At 63.7% G+C, this 23,125-nt stretch carries 20 protein-coding genes, 1 tRNA gene and 1 pseudogene; 10 read left to right on the top strand and 12 right to left on the bottom strand.

Annotated features, from left to right (window positions below):
- Window positions 1-267 precede the first annotated feature (267 nt).
- Window positions 268-3,447 (top strand): multidrug efflux RND transporter permease subunit, encoded by a 3,180-nt coding sequence (locus tag IHE47_RS06595; RefSeq protein WP_192105092.1) that lies wholly within the window; start codon window positions 268-270, stop codon window positions 3,445-3,447.
- Window positions 3,448-3,626: 179 nt separating this feature from the next.
- Here the strand turns inward: IHE47_RS06595 and IHE47_RS06590 are convergent, their stop codons facing one another.
- Window positions 3,627-4,787 (bottom strand): acyl-CoA dehydrogenase family protein, encoded by a 1,161-nt coding sequence (locus tag IHE47_RS06590; protein WP_192105091.1) that lies wholly within the window; start codon window positions 4,785-4,787, stop codon window positions 3,627-3,629.
- A 176-nt stretch (window positions 4,788-4,963) separates the two neighbouring features.
- Between IHE47_RS06590 and IHE47_RS06585 the strand changes: the two genes are divergently transcribed.
- Genes IHE47_RS06585 through metH form a run of 3 tightly spaced genes read left to right on the top strand, consistent with a single transcriptional unit; the run spans window position 4,964 to window position 9,784 of the window.
- Window positions 4,964-5,896: a metalloregulator ArsR/SmtB family transcription factor gene (locus IHE47_RS06585; RefSeq protein ID WP_192105090.1), complete on the top strand. Its 933-nt coding sequence runs from the start codon at window positions 4,964-4,966 to the stop codon at window positions 5,894-5,896.
- Window positions 5,897-5,906: 10 nt separating this feature from the next.
- Window positions 5,907-6,989: a homocysteine S-methyltransferase family protein gene (locus tag IHE47_RS06580; protein ID WP_192105089.1), complete on the top strand. Its 1,083-nt coding sequence runs from the start codon at window positions 5,907-5,909 to the stop codon at window positions 6,987-6,989.
- Entirely contained in the window at window positions 6,989-9,784 is a 2,796-nt protein-coding gene (gene metH, locus IHE47_RS06575) for a methionine synthase (RefSeq protein WP_192105088.1), read from the top strand. Before IHE47_RS06580 ends, metH begins: the two co-directional genes overlap by 1 nt.
- Window positions 9,785-9,827: 43 nt before the next feature.
- Here metH and IHE47_RS06570 read toward each other — a convergent pair whose 3' ends face one another.
- Entirely contained in the window at window positions 9,828-10,160 is a 333-nt protein-coding gene (locus IHE47_RS06570) for a lipid-A-disaccharide synthase N-terminal domain-containing protein (protein ID WP_192105087.1), read from the bottom strand.
- 99 nt (window positions 10,161-10,259) lie between these two features.
- Between IHE47_RS06570 and IHE47_RS06565 the strand changes: the two genes are divergently transcribed.
- The 6 genes from IHE47_RS06565 (at window position 10,260) to IHE47_RS06540 (ending at window position 14,777) form a co-directional block, all read left to right on the top strand.
- Window positions 10,260-10,334, top strand: a tRNA-Val gene (locus IHE47_RS06565).
- 821 nt (window positions 10,335-11,155) lie between these two features.
- A complete protein-coding gene (locus tag IHE47_RS06560; RefSeq protein WP_192105086.1) occupies window positions 11,156-11,599 on the top strand; it encodes a hypothetical protein in 444 nt (147 codons plus the stop codon).
- A gap of 134 nt (window positions 11,600-11,733) precedes the next feature.
- On the top strand, window positions 11,734-12,411 hold the full coding sequence (locus IHE47_RS06555; RefSeq protein WP_192105085.1) for a hypothetical protein: 678 nt from the start codon (window positions 11,734-11,736) through the stop codon (window positions 12,409-12,411).
- A gap of 219 nt (window positions 12,412-12,630) precedes the next feature.
- Window positions 12,631-13,488 carry a GIY-YIG nuclease family protein gene (locus IHE47_RS06550; RefSeq protein ID WP_192105084.1) on the top strand — a complete coding sequence of 286 codons (858 nt, stop codon included), beginning with the start codon at window positions 12,631-12,633 and terminating at the stop codon, window positions 13,486-13,488.
- A gap of 548 nt (window positions 13,489-14,036) precedes the next feature.
- The gene (locus IHE47_RS06545) at window positions 14,037-14,231 is read left to right on the top strand and encodes a hypothetical protein (RefSeq protein ID WP_192105083.1); all 195 of its coding nucleotides are present in this window, start codon (window positions 14,037-14,039) and stop codon (window positions 14,229-14,231) included.
- Window positions 14,232-14,777, top strand: a complete 546-nt coding sequence (locus IHE47_RS06540) for a hypothetical protein (RefSeq protein WP_192105082.1) — start codon at window positions 14,232-14,234, stop codon at window positions 14,775-14,777.
- On the opposite strand, the gene IHE47_RS06535 is transcribed toward IHE47_RS06540, so the two are convergent.
- The 10 genes and pseudogenes from IHE47_RS06535 to IHE47_RS06490 all read right to left on the bottom strand — a co-directional run bounded on the left by IHE47_RS06535 (window position 14,740) and on the right by IHE47_RS06490 (window position 23,111).
- On the bottom strand, window positions 14,740-15,300 hold the full coding sequence (locus IHE47_RS06535) for a hypothetical protein (RefSeq protein ID WP_192105081.1): 561 nt from the start codon (window positions 15,298-15,300) through the stop codon (window positions 14,740-14,742). The two genes, IHE47_RS06540 and IHE47_RS06535, sit on opposite strands and share 38 nt — an antisense overlap.
- A 182-nt stretch (window positions 15,301-15,482) precedes the next feature.
- Window positions 15,483-15,596 (bottom strand): annotated as a pseudogene (locus IHE47_RS17855) (glycine zipper 2TM domain-containing protein); the annotation flags it as partial.
- Window positions 15,597-15,948: 352 nt separating this feature from the next.
- The gene (locus tag IHE47_RS06525; RefSeq protein WP_192105079.1) at window positions 15,949-16,221 is read right to left on the bottom strand and encodes a hypothetical protein; all 273 of its coding nucleotides are present in this window, start codon (window positions 16,219-16,221) and stop codon (window positions 15,949-15,951) included.
- 55 nt (window positions 16,222-16,276) lie between these two features.
- On the bottom strand, window positions 16,277-17,029 hold the full coding sequence (locus IHE47_RS06520) for a hypothetical protein (RefSeq protein WP_192105078.1): 753 nt from the start codon (window positions 17,027-17,029) through the stop codon (window positions 16,277-16,279).
- A 331-nt stretch (window positions 17,030-17,360) separates the two neighbouring features.
- Window positions 17,361-18,152, bottom strand: a complete 792-nt coding sequence (locus tag IHE47_RS06515; RefSeq protein ID WP_192105077.1) for a hypothetical protein — start codon at window positions 18,150-18,152, stop codon at window positions 17,361-17,363.
- Window positions 18,153-18,329: 177 nt separating this feature from the next.
- Window positions 18,330-19,793 (bottom strand): YadA-like family protein, encoded by a 1,464-nt coding sequence (locus IHE47_RS06510; protein ID WP_192105076.1) that lies wholly within the window; start codon window positions 19,791-19,793, stop codon window positions 18,330-18,332.
- A gap of 120 nt (window positions 19,794-19,913) precedes the next feature.
- Window positions 19,914-20,150 carry a hypothetical protein gene (locus tag IHE47_RS06505; RefSeq protein WP_192105075.1) on the bottom strand — a complete coding sequence of 79 codons (237 nt, stop codon included), beginning with the start codon at window positions 20,148-20,150 and terminating at the stop codon, window positions 19,914-19,916.
- 323 nt (window positions 20,151-20,473) lie between these two features.
- On the bottom strand, window positions 20,474-21,049 hold the full coding sequence (locus tag IHE47_RS06500) for a hypothetical protein (RefSeq protein WP_192105074.1): 576 nt from the start codon (window positions 21,047-21,049) through the stop codon (window positions 20,474-20,476).
- Window positions 21,050-21,064: 15 nt separating this feature from the next.
- Window positions 21,065-22,831 (bottom strand): type IV secretion system DNA-binding domain-containing protein, encoded by a 1,767-nt coding sequence (locus IHE47_RS06495; RefSeq protein ID WP_192105073.1) that lies wholly within the window; start codon window positions 22,829-22,831, stop codon window positions 21,065-21,067.
- 1 nt (window position 22,832) lies between these two features.
- Complete coding sequence (locus IHE47_RS06490; RefSeq protein WP_192105072.1) at window positions 22,833-23,111, bottom strand: hypothetical protein; 279 nt, start codon at window positions 23,109-23,111, stop codon at window positions 22,833-22,835.
- Window positions 23,112-23,125: the final 14 nt, after the last annotated feature.

Here is a 23,125-nt window from a genome sequence, read left to right as displayed (position 1 = left end):
TGCTCATGATCCCCAAGTACCCCGCGTTGCCGTCGAATGGCTGCCAGGTGGTAGTGCGTGGCGCCGGCCTGACTGGCCGTCAGGCCAAGCCGCGCGCTGCCGCATGGCGGCCATTCGACGGCAACCCGCAGGGCCGGGTCTGTTTGCCCGCATCCCTGCGTCATCACTCAGTCGTGGACCGACGTCCACTCCTTCGCTCTTCCTTGGCCTACGCGCAAACAGATCCCGGCGCGGGGTGCTTGGGGATCATGAACAGGCTCTAAGACCATGCCGAGTTTCTTCATCGACCGCCCGATCTTCGCCTGGGTGGTGGCCATCCTGATCTCGCTGGGCGGCGTGCTGGCCATCCTCAACCTGGGCGTGGAGTCGTACCCGAACATCGCGCCGCCGCAGGTCGTGGTGAACGCCACCTACCCCGGCGCCAGCGCCGACACCACCGAGAAAACCGTCACCCAGGTGATCGAGCAGCAGCTCACCGGCATCGACCACCTGCTGTATTTCAACTCCTCCTCCAGCGCCACCGGCAGCTCGCAGATCACGCTCACCTTCGAGACCGGCACCAACCCGGACATCGCCCAGGTGCAGGTGCAGAACAAGGTGTCGCTGGCCACGGCGCGCCTGCCCAGCGAGGTGACCCAGCAGGGCGTGGTGGTGGCCAAGGCCAACGCCGGCTTCCTGATGGTGGTGGCGCTGAAGTCGGACAACCCGAGCATCGACCGCGACCACCTCAGCGACATCGTGGCCTCGCAGGTGCTGGACCAGGTCTCGCGCGTGCCCGGCGTGGGCAGTACCCAGCAGTTCGGTGCCGAATACGCGATGCGGATCTGGCTGAACCCGGACAAGCTGCAGGGCTACAACCTGTCGGCCGCGCAGGTGTACAACGCGATCTCGGTGCAGAACGTGCAGTTCGCCGCCGGCTCGATCGGCGCCGACCCGGCCCTGCCCGGCCAGGGCCTCAACGCCACCGTGTCCGCCGAGGGCCGCTTCACCACGCCCGAGCAGTTCGCCGACATCATCCTGCGCGCCAACGCCGACGGCACCGTGGTCAAGCTGGGCGACGTGGCGAAGATCAGCTTCGGCCCCACCAGCTACGGCTTCGACACCACCTGGGACGGCAAGCCCATCGCCGCGTTCGCGATCATGCTGCTGCCCGGCGCCAACGCGCTGGACGTGGCCACCGCGGTGCGCGCGAAGATGGACGAGCTGGCCCCCAGCTTCCCGCAGGGCGTGAGCTGGTTCAGCCCCTACGACAGCACCGCCTTCGTGCACATCTCCATCAACGAGGTGGTGCACACGCTGGTCGAGGCGATCATCCTGGTGTTCCTGGTGATGCTGCTGTTCCTGCAGAACGTGCGCGCCACCATCATCCCCACCCTGGTGATCCCGGTGGCCCTGCTGGGCACCTTCCTCGGCATGCTGGTGCTGGGCTTCACCATCAACCAGCTCACCCTGTTCGGCATGGTGCTGGCCATCGGCATCGTGGTGGACGACGCGATCGTGGTGATCGAGAACGTCGAACGCATCATGACCGAGGAGAACCTGCCGCCGAAGGAGGCCACGCGCAAGGCGATGGGCCAGATCACCGGCGCGGTGGTGGCGATCACCGTGGTGCTGGCGGCGGTGTTCGTGCCGTCGGCGCTGCAGCCCGGCGCCTCCGGCGTGATCTACAAGCAGTTCGCGCTGACCATCGCGGTGTCGATGGCGTTCTCGGCCTTCCTCGCGCTGTCGTTCACGCCGGCGCTGTGCGCCAGCTTCCTGCAGCCGGAGCACCACAAGAAGAAGAACATCGTCTTCCGCAAGTTCAACGACTTCTTCGACTGGACCACGCACACCTACACCGGCCACGTCGGCGGCGCGATCAGGCACGCCCCGCGCTGGATGGTGGTGTTCGCGCTGATCGCCGTGCTGGCCGGCTTCCTGTACACCCGCCTGCCCGGCAGCTTCCTGCCCGAGGAGGACCAGGGCTACGCGATGTCCATCATCCAGTTGCCGCCAGGCGCCACCAAGCAGCGCACCAGCGCGGTGATGGCGCAGATGCGCGCGATCCTGGACAAGGATCCGGCGGTGGAAGGCGTGCTGCAGGTGACCGGCTTCAGCTTCATGGGCTCGGGCGAAAACGCCGGCATGGCCTTCATCAAGCTGAAGGACTGGTCGCAGCGCCAGGGCACCGCGATGGACTTCATCCAGCGCGCCAACCGGGCGCTGTACGGGATCCGCGATGCGCGCATCTTCGTGGTCAACCTGCCCACCATCCAGGGCCTGGGCCAGTTCGGCGGCTTCGACATGTTCCTGCAGGATCGCGCCGGCCTCGGCCGCGACGCGCTCACCCAGGCACGCAACATCCTGCTCGGCAAGGCCGCGCAGGATCCGCTGCTCACCGGCGTGCACCCGAACTCGCTGGAGGACTCGCCGCAGCTCAACCTGAGCGTGGACCGCGTGCAGGCGCAGTCGATGGGCCTGTCGGTCAGCGACGTCTACAACGCGGTCAGCATGATGCTGGCGCCGGTGTACGTGAACGACTTCACCTATGGTGGCCGCGTGAAGCGCGTGATGATGCAGGCGGACTCCGCCTACCGCATGAGCCCGGACGCGCTGCAGCACTTCTACATCCCCAGCAGCACGCAGACCAACGCCAACGGCACGCCGGCGATGATCCCGCTCGCCAACGTGGTGCAGGCGAAGTGGGGCATGGGCTCGCCCGCGCTGACCCGCTACAACGGCTATTCCGCGGTGGAAATCGTCGGCTCGCCCGCGCCGGGGCACGCCTCGGGCGAGGCGATGAACGAGATGCAGAAGATCGTCAGCCAGGACCTGCCGAAGGGCTTCGGCAACGACTGGACCGGCCAGTCCTACCAGGAAATCCTCTCCGGCAACGCCGCCACGCTGCTGATGGTGCTGTCCATCTTCATCGTGTTCCTGGCGCTGGCCGCGCTGTACGAGAGCTGGTCGATCCCGGTGGCCGTGCTGCTGGTGGTGCCGCTGGGCCTGCTCGGCGTGGTGGTGTTCACCATGCTGCGCGGCCTGCCCGACGACATCTACTTCAAGATCGGCCTGGTCACGGTGATCGGCCTGGCGGCGAAGAACGCGATCCTGATCGTGGAGTTCGCGGTGGCCGAGCAGAAGGCCGGCCGCACGCTGCGCGAAGCCACCGTCGACGCCGCGCGACTGCGACTGCGCCCGATCCTGATGACCTCGCTGGCCTTCATCCTCGGCGTGTTCCCGTTGTTCATCTCCAGCGGCGCCGGCGCCAACGCGCGCCACGCCATCGGCACCGGCGTGATCGGCGGCATGCTGTTCGCCACCTTCCTCGGCGTGCTGCTGATCCCGGTGTTCTACATCGTGGTGCGGCGCCTGCTGGGCGACAAGATGGACGGCGACGGCAAGCCGCAGGCGGCCTCGGGCACGAACATGCAGTCGTTCGACTCCAACCCGCAACACGGGCATTGAGAGTCGGGGAATCGGAAAGCCCGTTCCCGCAGCCTTGAAGCAAAACGCCCCGGCACCTGCCGGGGCGTTTTTGTATCGCGGCCGACACGGCAACGGGACTTTTACGGGCCCAAAGCGCATCGAGCCACGCTGCTCTCCCGAATCCCGAATCCCGAATCCCGAATCCCGAATCCCGGCTCTTACCGCAATCCCGTCTCGTTGCGCGCGATCACGATGCGCTGGATCTCGCTGGTGCCTTCGTAGATCTCGGTGATCTTGGCGTCGCGGAAGTAGCGCTCCAGCGGCATCTCGCGCGAGTAGCCCATGCCGCCGTGGATCTGCACCGCCTGGTGGGCGATCCACATCGCCGCCTCCGAGGCGGTGAGCTTGGCGATGGAGGCCTCGGTGCCGAAGCGGCCGCCGTTCCTGTCCGCCTCGCCCTTCGCCCACGCCGCGCGCAGCGTCAGCAGGGTGGCGGCGTCGAGCTTGCACTTCATGTCGGCGATCTTCGCCTGGGTCATCTGGAACGTGCCGATCGGATGGCCGAAGGCCTTGCGGTCGCGCGACCACTGCAGCGCGGCCTCGTATGCCGCGCGGGCGATGCCCACCGCCTGCGAGGCGATGCCGATGCGCCCCGCGTCGAGCAGGCTCATGCCCATCGCGAAGCCCTTGCCCTCCTGGCCCAGCAGGTTCTGCTTCGGGCACACGTAGTCGGTGAACTCGATCTCGCAGGTGGCCGAGGCGCGGATGCCCAGCTTGGGTTCGCTCTTGCCCGCGTGGAAGCCCGGCAGCTGCGTGTCGATGATGAAGGCGGACACGCCCTTGGCACCGATGCCCGGCGTGGTTATGGCGAACAGGATGATGTAGCGCGCCACCATGCCGGAGGTGATCCAGCTCTTCTTGCCGTTGATCACCCAGTCGCCGTCGGCGTTCTTCGTGGCGCGGGTGTGCATGGCCGAGGCATCGGAACCGGACTGCGGCTCGGTCAGCGCGTAGGCGCCGATCGCCTCGCCCTGCGCAATGGCGCGCACGTACTTCTGCTTCTGCTCCTCGGTGCCGTGCTTGAGGATGCCGTTGCAGAACAGCGAATTGTTGACCGACATGATGGTCGCGGTGGCGGCGTCGGCCGCGGCGATCTCGATCATCGCCAGCGAGTAGGCGATCGGGTCCATGCCCGCGCCGCCGTACTCGGTCGGCACCTCGATGCCCATCAGGCCGAGCTGGCCCATCTCGCGGATGTTCTCCAGCGGGAACTCCCCCTTCTCGTCCAGCTCGGCTGCCACCGGCGCGATGCGCTTCTGTGCGAAGTCGCGGGCAATGGCCTGGATAGCCAACTGGTCTTCGGTAAAGCTGAAATCCATGGGGGACTCCGGTAGCGAAACGGGGGATGAAAAGCCGGTCATTTTAGCCGCGTCGGCCGCTTCGCCTTGTGCGGGCGCAACAAAGGCCGGGCGTGGATGGAACGAGCGCGGCGCTTGACGCACGGCAAGCCACGGCCCAGACTTCGCATCTCTTTATCGCGATATAGGGATAACGCATGGATCTGGCCACTGCGTCCAGCATCTTGCGCCTGCTGGCCGACCCCACCCGCGTGCGCCTGCTGGCCCTGCTGGAAGGCGAGGAGCTCACCGTGGCCGAGCTGGCTGCGGTGCTGCACCTGGCGCAGCCGCGCGTCTCCACCCACCTCGCCAAGCTCAAGGAAGCCGGTCTGGTGCGCGATCGCCGCGCCGGCGTCTCCGCCTACTACCGCGCCAACGGCGAGGGCGACGAACACCAGCATGCGCTGATCGCCTCGCTGCGCGAGAACATCGACGACGCCCTGCTGCGCGAGGACGCCGCCCGCCTGCCCGGCGTGCTGGCCAACCGCGCCCGCTCCGAAGGCTGGGCCGACACCGTGGCCGGCGACATGGAGCGCCACTACTCGCCCGGCCGCACCTGGGAAACCCTGGCGCGCGCGCTGTTGCAGTTGCTGGGCACCGGCGACGTGCTGGACATCGCCTCCGGCGACGGCATCACCGCCGAACTGCTGGCGCCGCACGCGCACTCCATCGTCTGCGTGGACTCCAGCGAACGCGTGGTCGAAGCCGCGGCGAAGCGCCTGCAGGCCTTCCCCAATGTCGAAGTGCGCGCGGGCGACATGCACGCGCTGGAACTGGGCGAGCGCCGCTTCGACCTGGTGCTGATGCTGCACGCGCTGACCTACGCCGAGCGCCCCGCGCAGGCGGTGGCCGAAGCCGCGTGCCTGCTGCGCCCCAACGGCCGCCTGCTCGCGGTGACGCTGGGCAAGCACGACCACCGCGCCGCGGTGGAGCCGTTCGACCACCGCAACCTCGGCTTCACCGAAGCGGAATTGCACGACTACGCCAGCGCCGCCGGCCTGCAGGTGCTCAGCTGCAACCGCATCAGCCGCGAGCGCAAGGCGCCGCATTTCGAAGTCATCAGCCTGCTCGCGCAAAAGCCGAAGAAGTGAGAAACATCCCATGAGTGCCCTGCCCTGGCTGCACCCCGAACGCGTCGCGCTGCTCGAAGCCGCGCTGGCCGAACGCATCCTGATCCTCGACGGCGGCATGGGCACCATGCTGCAGGGCCACCGGCTGGACGAAACCGGCTTCCGCGGCGAGCGCTTCGAGCATGGCCATGACGGTGCGCACGCACATCACCACGATCACCCCGGCTGCGACCTCAAGGGCAACAACGACCTGCTCACGCTGACCCAGCCGGCGATCATCCGCGGCGTGCACGAGGCCTACCTCGAAGCCGGCGCGGACCTGGTGGAAACCAACACCTTCAACTCCACCCGCATCAGCCAGGCCGACTACAAGCTGGAACATCTCGCGCACGAGCTGAACCTGGAAGGCGCCAGGCTGGCGCGCGCCGCCTGCGACAAGTTCACCGCGCTGACGCCCGGCAAGCCGCGCTTCGTGATCGGCGTGCTCGGCCCCACCAGCCGCACCGCCTCGCTGTCGCCCGACGTCAATGACCCCGGCTTCCGCAACGTCACCTTCGAGGAACTGGCAGCCAACTATCGCGAGTCCGCCGCCGGCCTGGTCGACGGCGGCGCCGACATCGTGATGGTGGAAACCATCTTCGACACGCTCAACGCCAAGGCCGCGCTGTACGCGCTGTCCGAGCTGTTCCGCGAGCGCGGCGCGCGGGTACCGGTGATGATCTCAGGCACCATCACCGACCGCTCCGGCCGCACGCTTTCCGGCCAGACCGCCGAGGCGTTCTGGTACTCGGTGCGCCACGCGCGGCCGCTGGCGGTCGGGCTCAACTGCGCGCTGGGCGCTGCCGACCTGCGCCCGCACATCCAGACCCTGGCCGACACTGCCGAATGCTTCGTCAGCACCCACCCGAACGCCGGCCTGCCGAACGCCTTCGCCGAATACGACGAGACGCCGGAGCAGATGGCCAGCGTGATCGGCGGCTTCGCCCGCGACGGCCTGCTCAACCTCGTCGGCGGCTGCTGCGGCACCACGCCGGCGCACATCAAGGCCATCGCGGAAGCCGTGCGCGACTACCCGCCACGCGCACTACCCAGCGAAGCGAAGGAAGCCGCGTAATGCCCCGCCACACCCGTCTCTCCGGCCTCGAACCGCTGGTCATCACCCCCGACCTGCTGTTCGTCAACGTGGGCGAGCGCACCAACGTCACCGGCTCCGCGCAGTTCCGCAAGCTGATCAAGGAAGACCGCTACGAAGAGGCGGTGGAAGTCGCGCGCCAGCAGGTCGCCAACGGCGCGCAGATCATCGACGTCAACATGGACGAGGGCCTGATCGATTCCGAGGCGGCGATGGTGCGCTTCCTCAACTTGATCGCCGCCGAACCGGACATCGCCCGCGTGCCGGTGATGGTGGACTCCTCCAAGTGGAGCGTGATCGAGGCTGGCCTGCGCTGCCTGCAGGGCAAGGGCATCGTCAACTCGATCTCGATGAAGGAAGGCGAGGCGGCCTTCCTCGATCATGCGCGCAAGGTGCAGCAATACGGCGCCGCCGCGGTGGTGATGGCGTTCGACGAGCAGGGCCAGGCCGACACCGCCGAGCGCAAGATCGCGATCTGCTCGCGCGCTCATGAACTGCTGACGCAGGAACTCGACTTCCTGCCCGAAGACATCATCTTCGATCCGAACATCTTCGCCATCGCCACCGGCATCGAGGAGCACGACAACTACGCGGTGGACTTCATCGAGGCCACCCGCGAGCTGAAGCGGCGCTTCCCCGATTGCCACATCTCCGGCGGCGTCTCCAATGTCTCGTTCTCGTTCCGCGGCAACGACACCGTGCGCGAGGCGATCCACTCGGTGTTCCTGTACCACGCCATCCAGGCCGGCATGGACATGGGCATCGTCAACGCCGGCGCGCTGGCGATCTACGACGACCTCGACGCCGAGCTGCGCGAGCGCGTGGAAGATGTCGTGCTGAACCGCCGCAAGGACGCCACCGAGCGCCTGCTCGAGATCGCCGACCGCTACAAGAAGAAAAAGGGCGAAGCCGTCGTCGAGACGCTGGCCTGGCGCGAGAAGCCGGTGCGCGAACGGCTCAGCCACGCCCTGGTGCACGGCATCGACCAGTACGTGGTCGAGGACACCGAGGAAGCGCGCCTGCTGGTCACGCGCCCGCTCGACGTGATCGAGGGCCCGCTGATGGACGGCATGAACGTGGTCGGCGACCTGTTCGGCGCCGGCAAGATGTTCCTGCCGCAGGTGGTGAAATCCGCCCGCGTGATGAAGAAGGCGGTGGCCTACCTGCTGCCCTTCATCGAGGAGGAAAAGGCGCGCACCGGCGACGTCGGCAAGAACAACGGCAAGATCGTGATGGCCACGGTCAAGGGCGACGTGCACGACATCGGCAAGAACATCGTCGGCGTGGTGCTCCGCTGCAACAACTTCGAGGTGATCGACCTGGGCGTGATGGTGCCCACGCAGAAGATCCTCGACACCGCCATCGCCGAGGGCGCCGACATGATCGGCCTGTCCGGCCTGATCACGCCTTCGCTGGAAGAGATGAGCCACGTGGCGCGCGAGATGCAGCGGCAGGACTTCCGCATCCCGCTGCTGATCGGCGGCGCCACCACCTCGCGCGCGCACACCGCGCTGAAGATCGAGCCGCACTACAAGTCGCCCTGCGTGTGGGTGAAGGATGCCTCGCGCGCGGTGGGCGTGGCGCAGTCGCTGGTCAGCAAGGACCTCGTCGACGACTTCATGGCGAAGATCCGCTCCGAATACGCCGAAGTGCGCGAACGCCACCGCAACCGCGGCCCCGGCAAGCAACTGGTGCCGTTGGACAAGGCACGCGCGCAACGCTTCACCTGCGACTGGGCGAACTACCTGCCGCCGCAACCGGCCAGGCCAGGCCTCACCGTGTTCGACGACTACGACCTCGCCGAACTGCGCGGGTACATCGACTGGAGCCCGTTCTTCAACGCATGGGAACTGGCCGGCCACTACCCCGCCATCCTCACCGATGAAATCGTCGGCGCGCAGGCCAGCGAACTGTTCCGCGACGCGCAGGCGATGCTGGACAAGCTCATCGCCGAAAAGTGGCTCACTGCCCGCGGCGTGATCGGCTTCTGGCCCGCCGCCAGCGTGGGCGACGACATCGAACTGACCGCTCTGCTCCCCTCTCCCTCCGGGAGAGGGGCCGGGGGAGCGGGTGCGGGCGAAGCGCTGACTTCCGGTGCAACCGAACCCTCATCCGCCCCTTCCGGGGCACCTTCTCCCGAAGGGAGAAGGGAAAGCGCCATCGTGCTGCACCACCTGCGCCAGCAGGCCGACAAGCCCGTCGAGCGCCCCGACTTCTGCCTGTCCGACTTCATCGCGCCGAAGGAACACGGCAAGCGCGACTGGATCGGCGGCTTCGCCGTCACCGCCGGCCTCGGCATCGAGCCGCACCTCGCGCGCTTCCACGCCGAACACGACGACTACTCGGCGATCATCCTCAAGGCGCTGGCCGACCGCCTCGCCGAGGCGTTCGCCGAACGCATGCACGAACGCGTGCGGCGCGAGTTCTGGGGCTACGCCGCCGACGAGCAGCTCGACAACGAGGCGCTGATCGCCGAGCAGTACAAGGGCATCCGCCCCGCCCCCGGCTACCCCGCCTGCCCCGACCACACCGAGAAGACCGCACTGTTCCAGTTGCTCGACGCCACCAACAACGCCGGCATCGAACTCACCGAGGGCTTCTCGATGTACCCGGCCGCCGCGGTGTCCGGCTGGTACTTCTCGCACCCGGGCAGCCAGTACTTCGTGGTCGGCCGCCTGACCCGCGAACAGGTGGAGGACTACGCCAGGCGCAAGGGCTGGTCGCGCGAGGAAGCCGAGCGCTGGCTGGCCCCCAACCTCGACTACGACCCGGAATGAGGGCAAGGCGGGGGCGTGCCCGACACGTCCCCGCATCAACGGATCAGGCGATCTCGTCGCCCGTGACGTTGTTCTTGTGGTGGCGCAGGTGCACCCAGAGGTTGTAGACCGAGACGAACGCCGGGAAGAAATTCGAGATGATGCCCACCGAATCGTTCTTGCCGATGGTGAAGTACGCCAGCAGCAAGGCGCTGCCCAGCACCGACAGCCACCAGAACGACAGCGGCATCACCACCCGCTTCAGCTTGCGCGTGTAGTAGAGCTGCACGAACCAGCGGCTGGTGAACATCACCGAGCCCAGCAGGCCGACCGCCTTCCACGGCGTCAGCTGGAACTGCTGCAGCGCCTGCAGGGCGTGGGAAAGGTCGTGTGACATGCGGCAGGTCCGGTCGGCGGCGAAGCCCGGCATTTTACGCGATGGCTTCGCCATGGTTGACCTGCCTGCCCTCACCCCGTATATTTGCGCGCTCCCGGCGGGCGGTTAGCTCAGCGGTAGAGCACTGCCTTCACACGGCAGGTGTCACAAGTTCGATCCTTGTACCGCCCACCACTAGTTCCAGCAATACAAGCACTTACGAAAAAGCCCGATTCGCACCGAATCGGGCTTTTTTGTGCGTTTTGTGACTCAGGTGTACCGTTCGCGTACCGGCGTTTCATGACGTTTCGCAGCGTTTCAACGGGGCTGTACCGCACACGTACCGCACCGCCGCTCACGTTGGAGAAATGCGACGACCGGATACGTTTCGTGCAGGCATGCCAAAGGCCGCCACAGGCCCCGAAGCGGGACGCCGTGACGGCGAAACAACAGGCGACCAAGCCCGCGCAGCGCCGGAAATTCCGGGCTACGCGAGGAAGCGCGTCGACGCCGAAAAACGAGTTGTTGCGCGATCGTGTCAGATTCGTTCGATGCATTTCAGCCGAAGAATTGGCTGGGTCTTGACGCGTTGCAACGCTTGAAACTAGATTGAATGCAACCCGTCGTTGGCTACAACGGGCCAGACCAAACCCGCGCAGCGTCCTGAGGACGCTCGCGATGGAAAATCAAGCCAATCCTACTGTCGGCCGACACGGTGCCGACGCCCTAACGCATCTGCTCGCTCGGTACGGCGAGATGATGCTACTCGGCGACCTTGCAGTCGAGCTTCGGTCGACTTCTAACGCATTGCGTTTGCGCATTTTGCGCGGCGGCGATATGCCGCCCGAGTGCCCCCAGCACCTCCGCCTGAGTCGAGCGCACAGATACATGACTCGTGACGTCGCTGCGTGGCTGTTTGGCGAGGCTGAGCCCACCGTGCCACCTTTGCCTACTCGGCCCTTGCCTGCACGACCCCGTGGACGTCCGCGGGGCTCTGTTGCACGGAGGGCTGCACGATGAAGACCGCAACCCACAAACTGCGCGAGGTGGTCCGCGCCGAGCTCGGCGTCGATGACACCCGAATCATTGAGATCTTGGCGGTGGGACGTCGTGCTGGCCTAGCTGAGGACGACGCCCTGGCTACGGTCTGGCTTGCGGAGCGAGATCCGATGCATTACGCGGGGTCGCGTGGGCCTCGACCAAGGGACCCACTCCTGCGTGCGCTGCAGGTGGAAGGTGAACGGCAGGCTGCGATGGCTGCAGATGATTTGGACACATCGACGCCCGCGGCAGTCGAGGCGGCGGAAATGCTGGCCGAAGTAATCGCATCCTCCTGGCGACACGGCCGCGCACGCGGGACGCGACCGCAAGTTGAGCGGCGGGCAACAGCGCGACGTGAGCAGGCAGCAGCTGCCGGCCAAGACAGCTTCCGCGGCTTCGGCTGGGGGGTGCCGGCATGAGCACCATATACGTCCGCGCTCGATCAGGCGTCAACGTGCTGATCACACCATCATCGACGGTCCGAGATACCAGCATTAGCTACAGAGCCGCTGGAGTGTTGTCACGGATGTTAGACAACGCTGAGGGATTCGGCATGACGGCCGAAGACTTAGCGAGAGGCGCGGGTCGTGAGGGACGCGATGCGATACGTACCGCACTGCGCGAGCTGCAGGATGCTGGATACATAGTGCGGCGATCCCAACGGACCTCGAGCGGCACATTCGGAGGCCAAATACTGTACGTCTTTGACACGCCGCAGGCCTCAAAGCACCGAGAGCCTGAAAATCCGCTCGCGGGAAAACCACCCGCTGAAAAGCCGCCCGCTGAAAAGCCGGTTCGGAAAAGCAGTAAAAGCACCACCCAAGTAACTACATCAACACGAGTACGAGCAGCAGCAGCAAGTCTGCACGTGCCTGCTGCTGCAAATATTTCGCCTCAAAAATTTAAGAAAAAAATCGTACACCCCAACGGCGTCGAGAGCTGGTACGACTCCGACGTAACCGACGCCCAAATGCTTACATCCGACGAGCACGATGATGACATTCGTGCTGCTGTCGCTGCAGTCGAAGCGCGCGGCCAAAGCCCCGTCGCCTCGGTGGTCCGACGCGAGATCAAAAAGCAGCGATCAAGGCCTAGTGGTGAGACCATGCAGAAAAGCCGAGGCATGCAGGCGATGGATGCGCTGGACGAAGTGATTGCTCAGATCAAGCAAGGTCGGACGCAGCTAGCCACTGGATCTAAGCCAGCGCTACCGCATGATCCGCACGAATAACTCGTCACCAGCCGCCGGAGACGCGAAGCCGAGCGTGCCACTTCGTGGCTCAGCCGCCCTGCGGGCTCGGCCCGCTGTCGGGCTGCCTGTGCGGCCCTGCTGCCGTGGAGGGGCAGCTGGATCTGGCCGACGATTCCGCAAGCTCTCTGCACGTGTTTGAAGTCCACCTGCAGCCTTCCCTGCCCCGCCGTATGATTCGCGGACCAACAGGGGACACACATGCTCACGTTCAATGCTTTGCTTGAATCGGCCGGGATTTCGCCCAAGGAAACCCGCATGGCACGGCATCAACGGAAGCGCGGCGAACTGGGTGTGACGCCGGCAGACTTGTGGCGCAAGGAGGATGGCTCGTTTAAGCGGTACCAGGACTATCAAAGTGAAGACAAATTTGGCGACGCGAAGTACATCGCCAACTTCGTGCCCGGTCCTGTAGGTGAAACGCTGTTCGTTGGCCTCTACCGCGTTTTGAGCAAAAGCATCTGCAAGGATCCCAGCCTCACCTGTCCCATCAGCGGGCATTCGGTCCTGGAGCATCAGTTCTACGAGACCGAACGCGTCGAGGCCATGGATCCCTTTATTGGGAAGGTGGTCGTTGAGTGGGGACCCGCACACATCGCTTGGGTCCAACGTGCCGATCGACAGCCCAAGGACATCCTGGAAATCCGGAAGAGCATCACGGAACCCGACTTCCCTGGGTATATCGAATTCATCAGCACCATTCGCAAACTTCCCGATGAGCCCAGCTCATGGCGGTCGAATCTGTCGACAGCCCGGGGCATCTATCTGCTCGTGTCTCTGAAGAACGGGAAGAACTACGTCGGGAGCGCCACGGGGAGCGACGGCTTCTGGGGGCGGTGGATGGACTACCTGCAAAACGGCCACGGTGGCAACGACGGCCTGCAGTTGACCGCGGACGCGGACTACCAAGTGACCATCCTTGAGGTTGCGGCATCCAGTGCGACTGTCTCAGAAATCATCGAGCTTGAACATCACTGGATGCGCAAACTCATGACGACCACATACGGCCTCAACACCCAGCCGATGCCGGGCAAGGCCAAGGTGAAAGCGAAGGTCTAGAACAGGCTAACGGAGTCGCTGACCAGGCGTAGGAAGTGCTGCATCTCGTCGCAAATGAACTCCATCCGTCACACCCCGATAGCTGATGCACTGCGAGCGGCCGACTGGGGCTAAGCTCGCCACTTCGCGGCTCGGCCTCCCTGCGGGCCCTGCCCGCTGTCGGCCCGCTTGTGCGGCCCAGACGCCCCATCCGCCGTGGACGGGCTGTTGAAGGCTTGGAGGGAATGGGTTTGGCGGGAAAGGCATAGGCGCCATCAGGTCGGCCTCCCGATTGTCATGACCAAGACAATAAGTATGAGCATGCCGGCACCCCCGAGAAGGACGCCAACATCAGTTGCACCCGCAAGTCCCCCAGTAATCACACCGACGACGCCGACGGCGGTGATGAGGAGGCGTTGTGCAGTTCTGCGTGTCATAGTGACTCCCTGCATTCTGCATTGAATAGGAGTCCTCACTGTAGATCCACCGATTCATCCAGTTGGTCCGCCAACGCTTGATTCAACGGGCCGTAAGCGGCACGGATCACCCCACCTCAGGATGCGCCTCACATGATTGAATTTCTGAAAGGGATGCTCGATGGCTTTCGCAAAGGCAAAGCGAAGCCGTGGAGCGTAGTTGTGGCCGGCTATTTCACGCCGTTCACGGGCCTGATGAGGTCGATCTTTTCGTGGATCGATCAGGCTACAGTTGAGGCTCAGCGCCGGCACGATCAAAAAATCGCTGATCGACACAGGAGCACGTGAATGGGCTTCTACCTCTGCATTCTTGGCGTGCTTACCGCTGGTGGTTTCCTGGCCTGGAACATCAATCGCCGCATCCGAACCAGCACCAAGCCGGGCAATGATGACTCCGCAGCAGCGATCAAATTTTTCGGTTTTGGTCGCATTCCTTACGAGCTGATTCCTGACGATCGTCCGCCGGCCTCAGACTGCTATGTGAAGGATGGATTCGGATCACTCGCGACCTTCGAGTTGATGTCGCTGCGCGGCGTAGCCCTCGACACTTTGCATATCGATCATTTTGCGTTGGACGCATCGCGAAAAGGAAAACGATTGGCCGAGTCTGTGCTACGTGGTTTCGCACGGCTAGTAGCTGAGCAAGCTCCACAGATCAAACGCATCACATTCGACCTATACCGCTCCAGCGAGGGCAGTGAAATCACAAAGTTGGCACAGGCACGCTCCAACTTACTGAATAGGATCGGCGCGCGCGAAGTAGCCCAGCACCAGCCAAACATGCACTGCATCTGCGTTAGTGGAGTTTGGGACAAGGCGCACTGGAGCAACTGAAATTCTGTTGCGCTTTCTCCAGCGCTTCTAGGCGCTTCATCAGATCTTCGACGATATTCCAACCGACGCCTTGCTGGACACAGCTTTCAAGCTCCGTGATGCGTTGCTCAAACATGAATGTTCGCGCCGGCCGAGCCCCAATGAACACTAGCGTTGCCCCCTGTGCACGCCACCGTTCAATGGCGGATTTCAACTCCGGCATGCCCATGCAGGTCGAGCAGAATTCTAAAATCATCGCCGCGAAATCGTCCAAACCCAGCCAAGACATCAGAGTGTCGCCTTCGCCATCATTCTCATCTACACACCACGCGCGATCTTCAAGCACCTGCACCCACTGCGATGTGTCCAACCATCTAAAAAGTACGATGCAACCATCCTCGGGAGCGAGCTTAAGTCCTTCACCTTCGATTTTTTCAGCATCGCAGATTTCGCATTCGGTACGGCGGCAATTTTCATTCCGCGCCGGCCAGATCCGCACACCGCGCTCGTAGTTGAAATCCTGTAGCAGGCTGATGTTGCTCATGGCGCAACCTCCATCGGCACAACGCGGGCTGGCTGATTCCAGCCACCACCGATGAGCTGTACATGCTGACCTGCTTGGAGTCGCACATCAGCCGCCTGCGTGACATTCACGATCTGGCCACTGTCCAACCGAACGGTGACTGACAGCCCAGCCTGAGTGCCGGCTGCATCACCCAGCTTGTTGCCTGCGACAGCGCCTCCTACGGCCAGCGCAGCTGTGGCAACTAGCTTGCCGTTGCCCTGCCCCACTTGATGCCCCAAAAGGCCGCCGACGGCGGCACCGATCAAGCTATCGCCCTCCGTAGTACCTGGCGTTTGGTGGATGGTGACAGCGCGCACGCTCAGCACTGTGCCGAGCTGCACCTGCTGAACCTGCTGCACTTGGCCAGCGTTGTAGCGGTCGGCGCTCGATTGCTGCCCTCCGCCTAGTGCCGAAGGAAGTGTGGCGCAGCCGGCGAGAGTCAGCCCGAGCGCTACCACTACACCGCGGGCAAGGGCGAAGGGAATGACGGGAAGGATCTTATGGAACGTGTTCATGAGTAGCTCCCTGTTCGTTGAGTGACGACTGGCGAAGGCTGGAGGGGGTCTCGTAATCGATGCCCCTCCCCCACTTGTTGGAGTTTTCGTGGTCAACACGCAGGGAGAAGGCTCATTGGCAATCGGAAGGCCAGTTATCGACGGGGCACCACTTTTGCGAAGCAGCTGTAGCTGCCGGCGCGGGCGTCTGTACGGCCGCCTTGGCGATCTGCTCAAACATGGTTTGCTGCGCGTTCTGTTCGGCCAGCACGTGCCGAATTTCAATGTGCCCAGCAATCAGAAGCGCAACGAGAGAGGTCGCTGACAACAAGACGCGCAGGTTCTCGATGGCGAGGCTGGCCACCATGGTGGCCAGGTCGGCGATGGTGTCGATGAGGTACTTCATGATGTGCTCCTTGGGGCTGAAGTGCAGGAACCGCTGCTGCGGCTGAGGTGAGAAATCAGGCGTAAGCCGTCCAGTGATCGACCGGCCAGACGCGCAGGCCATCAACCTCCGTAAGCGGTTCGATCTTGCTGGCACGCTGGAAGCTCGACAGGCGCACGGTGTTGCTCGAACCATCGACCTTGCAGCGGATCGGCTCACCCGTGAACTTGCCAGGCAGCGGTGTGCAATCGCCCTGCATGCCGCCTGTTGCTTCCCTGCGTGCAGCGATGGGGCGCAACGTGACTTGCGTGCGGCCGTGGCGCGCAGTGACTTCGTAGTAGTCCACGTTGGTCTGCTCGTAGCCCCACATGCTCATCAGCACATCGCCCACGGTCAGGGTGTGCGGCTGGTTGCGCTGGGCGCGACGCTCGTTGGTGCGCTCCTGCATACGCATCACGCCACCGGCCCAGTCGTTGCAGTGTTCAGTCCGCAGCTCCTCCGAACGGAAGCTGTAGCGGAACGCGGGTTTGATTGCCTTGCCGTAGAAGGCTATGGCACACAGCTTTCCGGCGGTGTTGGTGTAGTGGAAGATCGCGAAGGCATCACCCGCCCCGCGAATCACATTGGTGACTGTGCCAGTGAACTGCGCGCGGCGGGCCTGGTCGCGCTTCTCGGTGGTCATGCTGGCCGGATGCGTCGTGGTGGTCATGGCTTGTGCCTCTTGGTCGTGTGATGGCTGCTGCTTCGGCTTCTCCCGCCCTGCCTCGGAGGGAGCCTGCTTTTCGGCTTCTGGCTGGAGGCTCGCGCGCTTTTGAAATTGATCGATCACACCTACGCACTCCATTTGAAGTCCTGCCCCGTCGGTCGCCTTGTAGCGACGGGCGCTGAGGCAGGGAGCGGATGCAAGGGGGGTCTTGAGTGAAGACGTTCAGTGTCCGGTTCAGCCGTGTCGGCTGAATCCGGCGCTGGGCGTCGGAACGCCCTTGCATCCGCGTACTGCCTCTGCGACCGCTTGAGCGAAAAGGCGACCGACGGGGTAGGACGATGGAGTCATGGATCGAGGCGATTTCATGCGCGAGCTGGAAGCCGCTTTGCGCTCCTACCTCTCGAAATCCATTGTCGGGTAGCGCCTTTTTCGCGCAATACAAAAACGGCCTCGGTCACAGTGGTATGCCGATCTGCAGTCCGATAAAGCCGCTCTCGCACGCACCAAAGTTGGGGACAGCAAAAAGACTCGCTGCCATGCCCGATGGTGATTCGATTCGAAACAACGCTGTGCCCATCGCCGGCGACGTCGGGATCTCACTTCGGCGATAGCCGGATGCAACACCACCTGACAAGCCCGCATCCACGTGCCAGTTCTGCGGGTTGCCGATGTGGAGTGGCGTCCACTCTGCAAGGGCGTAGGCCGTCAGACGTCGATAGCTGTTGTTGTAAGCCCCCATTGAAAGCGCCCAGTCGCCCGCGCTTCCCTCAGGGCGATAGGTGATACCCAGACCGGGGTTGATCTGGTTGAGGTCGCGACGTGCCCATTGCTCGCCGTGAATGGACGCCACGTTCAGATCGAGCGTGACGTCTGCTGCCTGTGCAGGTGACGATGCGCCGACTCCTCCGACGCCGGCGATAAGGAATCCCAGGGCAATTACCGCCTTTTGCCAGCTCTTCGCTTGGTCGATCACCTTTTGAAGGTTCTCTGGCGTGAGTTTCCTTTTTCCCACCACGGGCGCGGGCTCGTCCGCCGACGGCCCCGCGGGTGTTGGTGATTCGAGAACCGGGGCTGGCCGCGGCGTGACCGTGGTATTCGACTGGGGTGCCAAGCCAATGAGATCTGGCAATTCGTGATGATGCCGGCGGATAAGAAGACGAATCGCAGTTCCGCGATCGCGAGGGGACAGTGCACGCAGCGCGGAGGCTGCAGGTTCATCATCTTGGAGTCGGGTTTCTATGCGCACTGGAATTCTCCTGGTCAGGTGAGGCAACCAAGTGCCGCCTCTATCTGTTAGGAGTTTTCGTGGTCGGGATTCCCCGGCATTGCCCGTCGATGGCCGCTTGCATCGCTTCTATTGCCGGGAATTCCCGGCAAAGACCGGCGACACCCGGCATTTGCCGGGTGTCGCCGGTGAAGCAAATCACCAGCTGTATCCCATGCCGGCACCGAGGCTGCGTTCAAAGCCCGACACCTCGCCGTGCACCGAAAACGACACGTGGCCGTTTTCGAGCACGTGGCGATAGCCCACGGCCAGCGCGGAGTGTCCACCCGCCCAGCCAGCGCCCGCTGCCAGGCTGTCGTCACCACGGAAGTTGCTGGACATGGCGACTGCCGCCGACCCTTCCGACGCCACGCGCGCCACGGCCTCGCCCAGCTGGCTGAACTTCCAGTCGGTGTAGGCGTTCGCTTCTTGCAGCGCCGCCGCGGTCTGTGCATCGGTGTAGCTCTGCGCCCACGACCGCACCTGTTGCACCTGCGTGTCGGTGTAGTCGTCGGCGGTGCTAACGGCGGCCTGCTGGGCGGCCTGCACCTGGCCGACGTTGGCGGCATCGGTGGAGGCCGACCCGGCGGCCAGGTTGTGGATCTGCGTGCCGCCCGCACCCGCCAGTGTCACGCTGGTCTTGCTGCTGCTGTCGTAGTTCACGGCCAGCGGATCGTTGTTGCTGGTGCCGGCGGGACCTTGCGGGCCTGCAGGACCAGCCGGCCCTTGCGGCCCGGCCGGAATGTTGCCCACGAGGGTGTTAACAGCGTTCAAGCCGTTGTCCAGCGCGAGCAGCGCGCTACCCACGTTGTTGTAGGTGCCGGCCGCGCCCGGCGCCGTCAGGACATACGATGGGGCGGTGAACACGCCACCGTTAAAGGTGGCGCCGCCGCCGAATGTCGCGATGGCCGGTGTCAGCTGCTCCACGTTCACCGCATCGTTGCTGTTGATGCCGTCGGCTACGTTGACGATGCGGCGCGTGTTTCCCGGACTACCCACGCTCACCGTGTTGTTTTCGTCCGCCACGCTGTTCATGCCGATGGCGACACTGCCTGCACCGGTGGCCTGTGCGCCGTAGCCCAACGCGATGCTCTGCGGGCCGGTGGCTGCCGAATCCGAGCCCAGCGCGATTTCGCCGGTTCCGCCGGCACTGCCGGCAATTGCATCGTCGCCCATTGCGAGCGCATCGGCGGTGGTGGCTTGCGCATTGAAGCCACCGGCGACGCTCGATGAACCGTTGGCTGTGGCCTGCACACCGATGGCCGTGCTGAACACGCCGCTGGCTGCCGATAACTCACCTATGGCCGTGCTGGCCATCCCACTGGCCCTGGCCTGCTGGCCGAGGGCTGTGCTGGACATGCCGCTGGCCTGTGCGTATTCGCCAACGGCCACGCTGGCCGTCCCGCTGGCGGTGGCGTTTATGCCGAACGCATTCGAATCGACGCCGGTGGCCTGCGCACCGTACGAATTCGTGGTGGTGGTCGCGCAAGGCGTCGGGTTTCCCTGGGCGTCGGTACCGCCAGTGCACACGGCGGCATACCCTCCAGCGTCGGTCACTTGCGTGCCGGTGGTCTGCGCGTGGACCGACGATGGTGCAAGGTAGGCTGCGATCGCAGTTGCCATAGCAGCAGCCGTAAACATTGAAATGTGTCGCATGGGTGGGTCTCCTTTTGATGTCCCACCCGTTGGGAGTTTTCGCGTTCAATGGTTCAAACCGCTGAGCGCACCCACACTCTCACGCAACTACTTTTCTCCTGCGAAGATGCGGCTATGGTAGGCGAGGATCAGGGACTCCAGCGCTTCCCGGCGGCGCATGTTCGTGCTGTCCATGATTTCTTCAAGCTTCCTGAAAGTTTCATTCGGCAGCAGAAGATCGAGTCGCCGCATCTTTGGTCCTGACGGGTCACGCGTCAGAAACCGCATACGCATCGCCTGGCGAGTCATCTTTAAAGTGCTGCGATGTACTGGTCTGTGACTCATTTCGGGATCTCCGGAGGGGTTACCAGCGACGCCGGCGGCCCCGCGAGAGGCCGGCGATGACAAAGACGGCGACTATTCCAACGCATGCGAAAACAAGCGTCGCCGGCAGCCCGAGGTGCCTCACGATTTTGAAGATCGTGGCGTAGATGAGACCGTGGATGATGGAAGAGAGCAAGGCGTGAAGCATCGTGGTTGGCTCGCTAGTGATGACGCATGCCACGCACGATCCGGCGAACGTGTCATGCAGGAGATATCGAACTGTCGTGCATCCCGGATCTCCGTCCACGACGAGTTCTCACCTATTGGGTGTTTTCGCGATCACGTCAGAGCATCACCGGCAACGCTGTGGCCACGCCCGCCGCAATCGCAGCCATCGCGGCGCCCAGCATCAGTCGTTCATGCCTGTCAGGCCAAACCAGTGCGACCTTCGCAGTAAAGAATCCGGCTGCGACGGCCATGCAACCGACAGACGCTGCGATGGCGTCACCACTGCGCAAGGCTTCAAGCAGTGCAATGAATGGAATGAGGCTGGCCACTAACGCCACGCCTGCACGAGCGTGTTCATTACCTTGTCCATGGCCAGCGGCCGCAAGGCCGACAAGGCTGGCACCCGCCGCCGAAGCCGTCACAGCGGCACCATGGTTCGTGATATACGCCAATGCCAGCCACGCGAGAGCTGGCCACGCTACAAGCGGCATGGCGACCCGAAATAGCCAGCGGATTGCCGCACCTTGTCGGCCAGCCAGCATCGGCGCAAACAGCTCCATGGTTGCCAGCAAAATCGCGATGCCTATGGCCGGCCCGGTAGGTAACACAATGCCGAAATAGAGGAACCCTAGCCAGCACAAAAGTGCCGCAACAAGCAGCCGGATCAGGAACCCTTCGAGTGCGTTCTGCATGTTCGGTCTCCAGGTTCACAGGAAGTTGAGAGGGCCGCTGTCAGCGTTCATTTGCTCGGCCTCAGGTTCCGCCTCGTCACCCTCGTCAGCGAACCCAGTCGGAAGACCCGCAACCGAACCCTCCGATGCCGGCTGCACGAGCGCAGGCGCGGCCCTAGGCAAAGAACCATTCCGCCAGGTTGCAGACTCGATAAGCCGTTCGGCACCGGCACTCCGCGCTTCAGGGAATGGCTGCACCAACTTCCCGAGCGTGTCTTCGATGTGCATGACCAATTCGACGCCCACCGGCGGCTCCTGTCGGCGCACGCGCAACCCCATCAGCTCACCTGGGTGGATGACGGGATCGCGCACCACCTGCTTTGTCTTTCCCTGCACGGCACCGCTTTCGGCAGTTGAATTGATCCGCATGACTTCCCGCTCACCCACACGCTTGCAGACTGCCTCGGCAGTCTTGTCGCTGCTTCGCATGTAGATCCGAGTGGACTGCATGGCAAGCATGGGCGCGGCTTTCTCGCCACCCACCTTGGCCGTCAGCTGGGATTCGTCCTGCAATGCCGTGACCATTCGCATGCCACGCGATCGGCCCAACTCCGCAATCTGCTGGATCTTCGCGAGTGCTGTAGCTCCAAGTTGCGGAAACTCATCGAGCACGCTCCAATACCCGCCAGCTGAGTCAGCACTGATTTCCGGCAAGAGCGGGCTCGATGCGATCGCAGCCACGCTGGCGAGCATTGCGCCAAAGATGCTTTCGCAGGCCGTCTGGTAGACCGTATGACTGTTCAGCACAACGATTTGCACGTTGTCATGAGCTTCGCGCAATAGCCAGCGCCGAAGACTAAAGCGCTCTCTGTCGCTGTCAGCAGCGTCCAGCGCTGCATAGTTCAGTAGCCACGTTGTCCCTGTAGCCATGACCGACAACACAGCCTTTTCGCCCTGCGTCAATTCATCTGCGTCGATGAACGCACTTGGCATGAGCGTTTTTATCTGGGCATTACCCTCTGCAGCGCGACGGATCAGCGTGAAGGGATCGCCGCTGAGCGAACTGGCAAGATCCTTCCAGCTCCATACAGAACCATGACGCAGTTCCGCGCGGATCAGTCCGGCGATCACCACACCCGCACCATCGTGGAAGACTTTGTTCTGACCTTCGCCTCGACCCGCGACGCTTGCACCGAACTCGTCTGCGAGTGCCGGGCTGTCAATGTCGGCACTCGCATCCCACACTGCCGCGCGTTCATCCCACGGGCCAAGGAGAACCGTGCTCTTCGCGTTGTAGTAACGCTCGATGAAGTCCCCCTTCGGGTCATGCAGGATGATTCGATCACCGCGAGCGATGGCCTGATCGATGATGCTCGTCAGTACCACCGTCTTGCCGCTACCCGGCAGACCCACGGCATAGACATGCCCGACTTCACGCGACCGGGCCAGATGGACGCCGCCGATTTCGATACCCCGCACACCTCCTCTCTGCTGCCCAGCACTGAACTGCTTCACCTCTCCCTCCTGTAGCGCCCGTACCGCAGCGATTGGATCGGAGTAATAGCGCGCTCCACGATTGTGCGAATCGCGCTCCTGTGTGCTGGCCAGCCAGCCGCCAAGAGCCGCACCGCCACAAGTGAGACAAAATGCGATGGCGCTCTGCACGAAGCCCCACGCCCCAGCAGCGAACGTCGGAATCAACGATGGCATGCCAACCGCAAGGGGCGTCGCAATAGCCAACCCAAGCGAGCTACCAAGTACTGCACCGGCCGCGATTTCCTCGATGCGAACCTTGATCTGCATGTCAGACCTCCTCGCCTTTCGGCCGAAGGGCAATCAGCATCAACCGCAGCGCGACCTGCATCCGCAGCAGCAGTGAAGGTCGTAGCCAGCGTGCGCATTTACGCCATCGGCGGCGCTTGTGCTGGATCAATGCCCACAGCACGAAAGTTTCGCGTGCGTCTTCATCCATCGACGCCGGGAATACACCCGGCACCTCGAAACGGCTCAACCACGCGTGCTCTTCAGCCGACGTTGGGATGCCGTGATCCGTGTATTCGTAGTGGTGAGGTTCTTCGGACACCCTCGTTGCTCCTG

Source organism: Rhodanobacter sp. DHB23 (assembly GCF_014842975.1).
GTDB lineage: Bacteria > Pseudomonadota > Gammaproteobacteria > Xanthomonadales > Rhodanobacteraceae > Rhodanobacter_A.
This window is presented reverse-complemented; position numbering and strand designations above follow the sequence as displayed.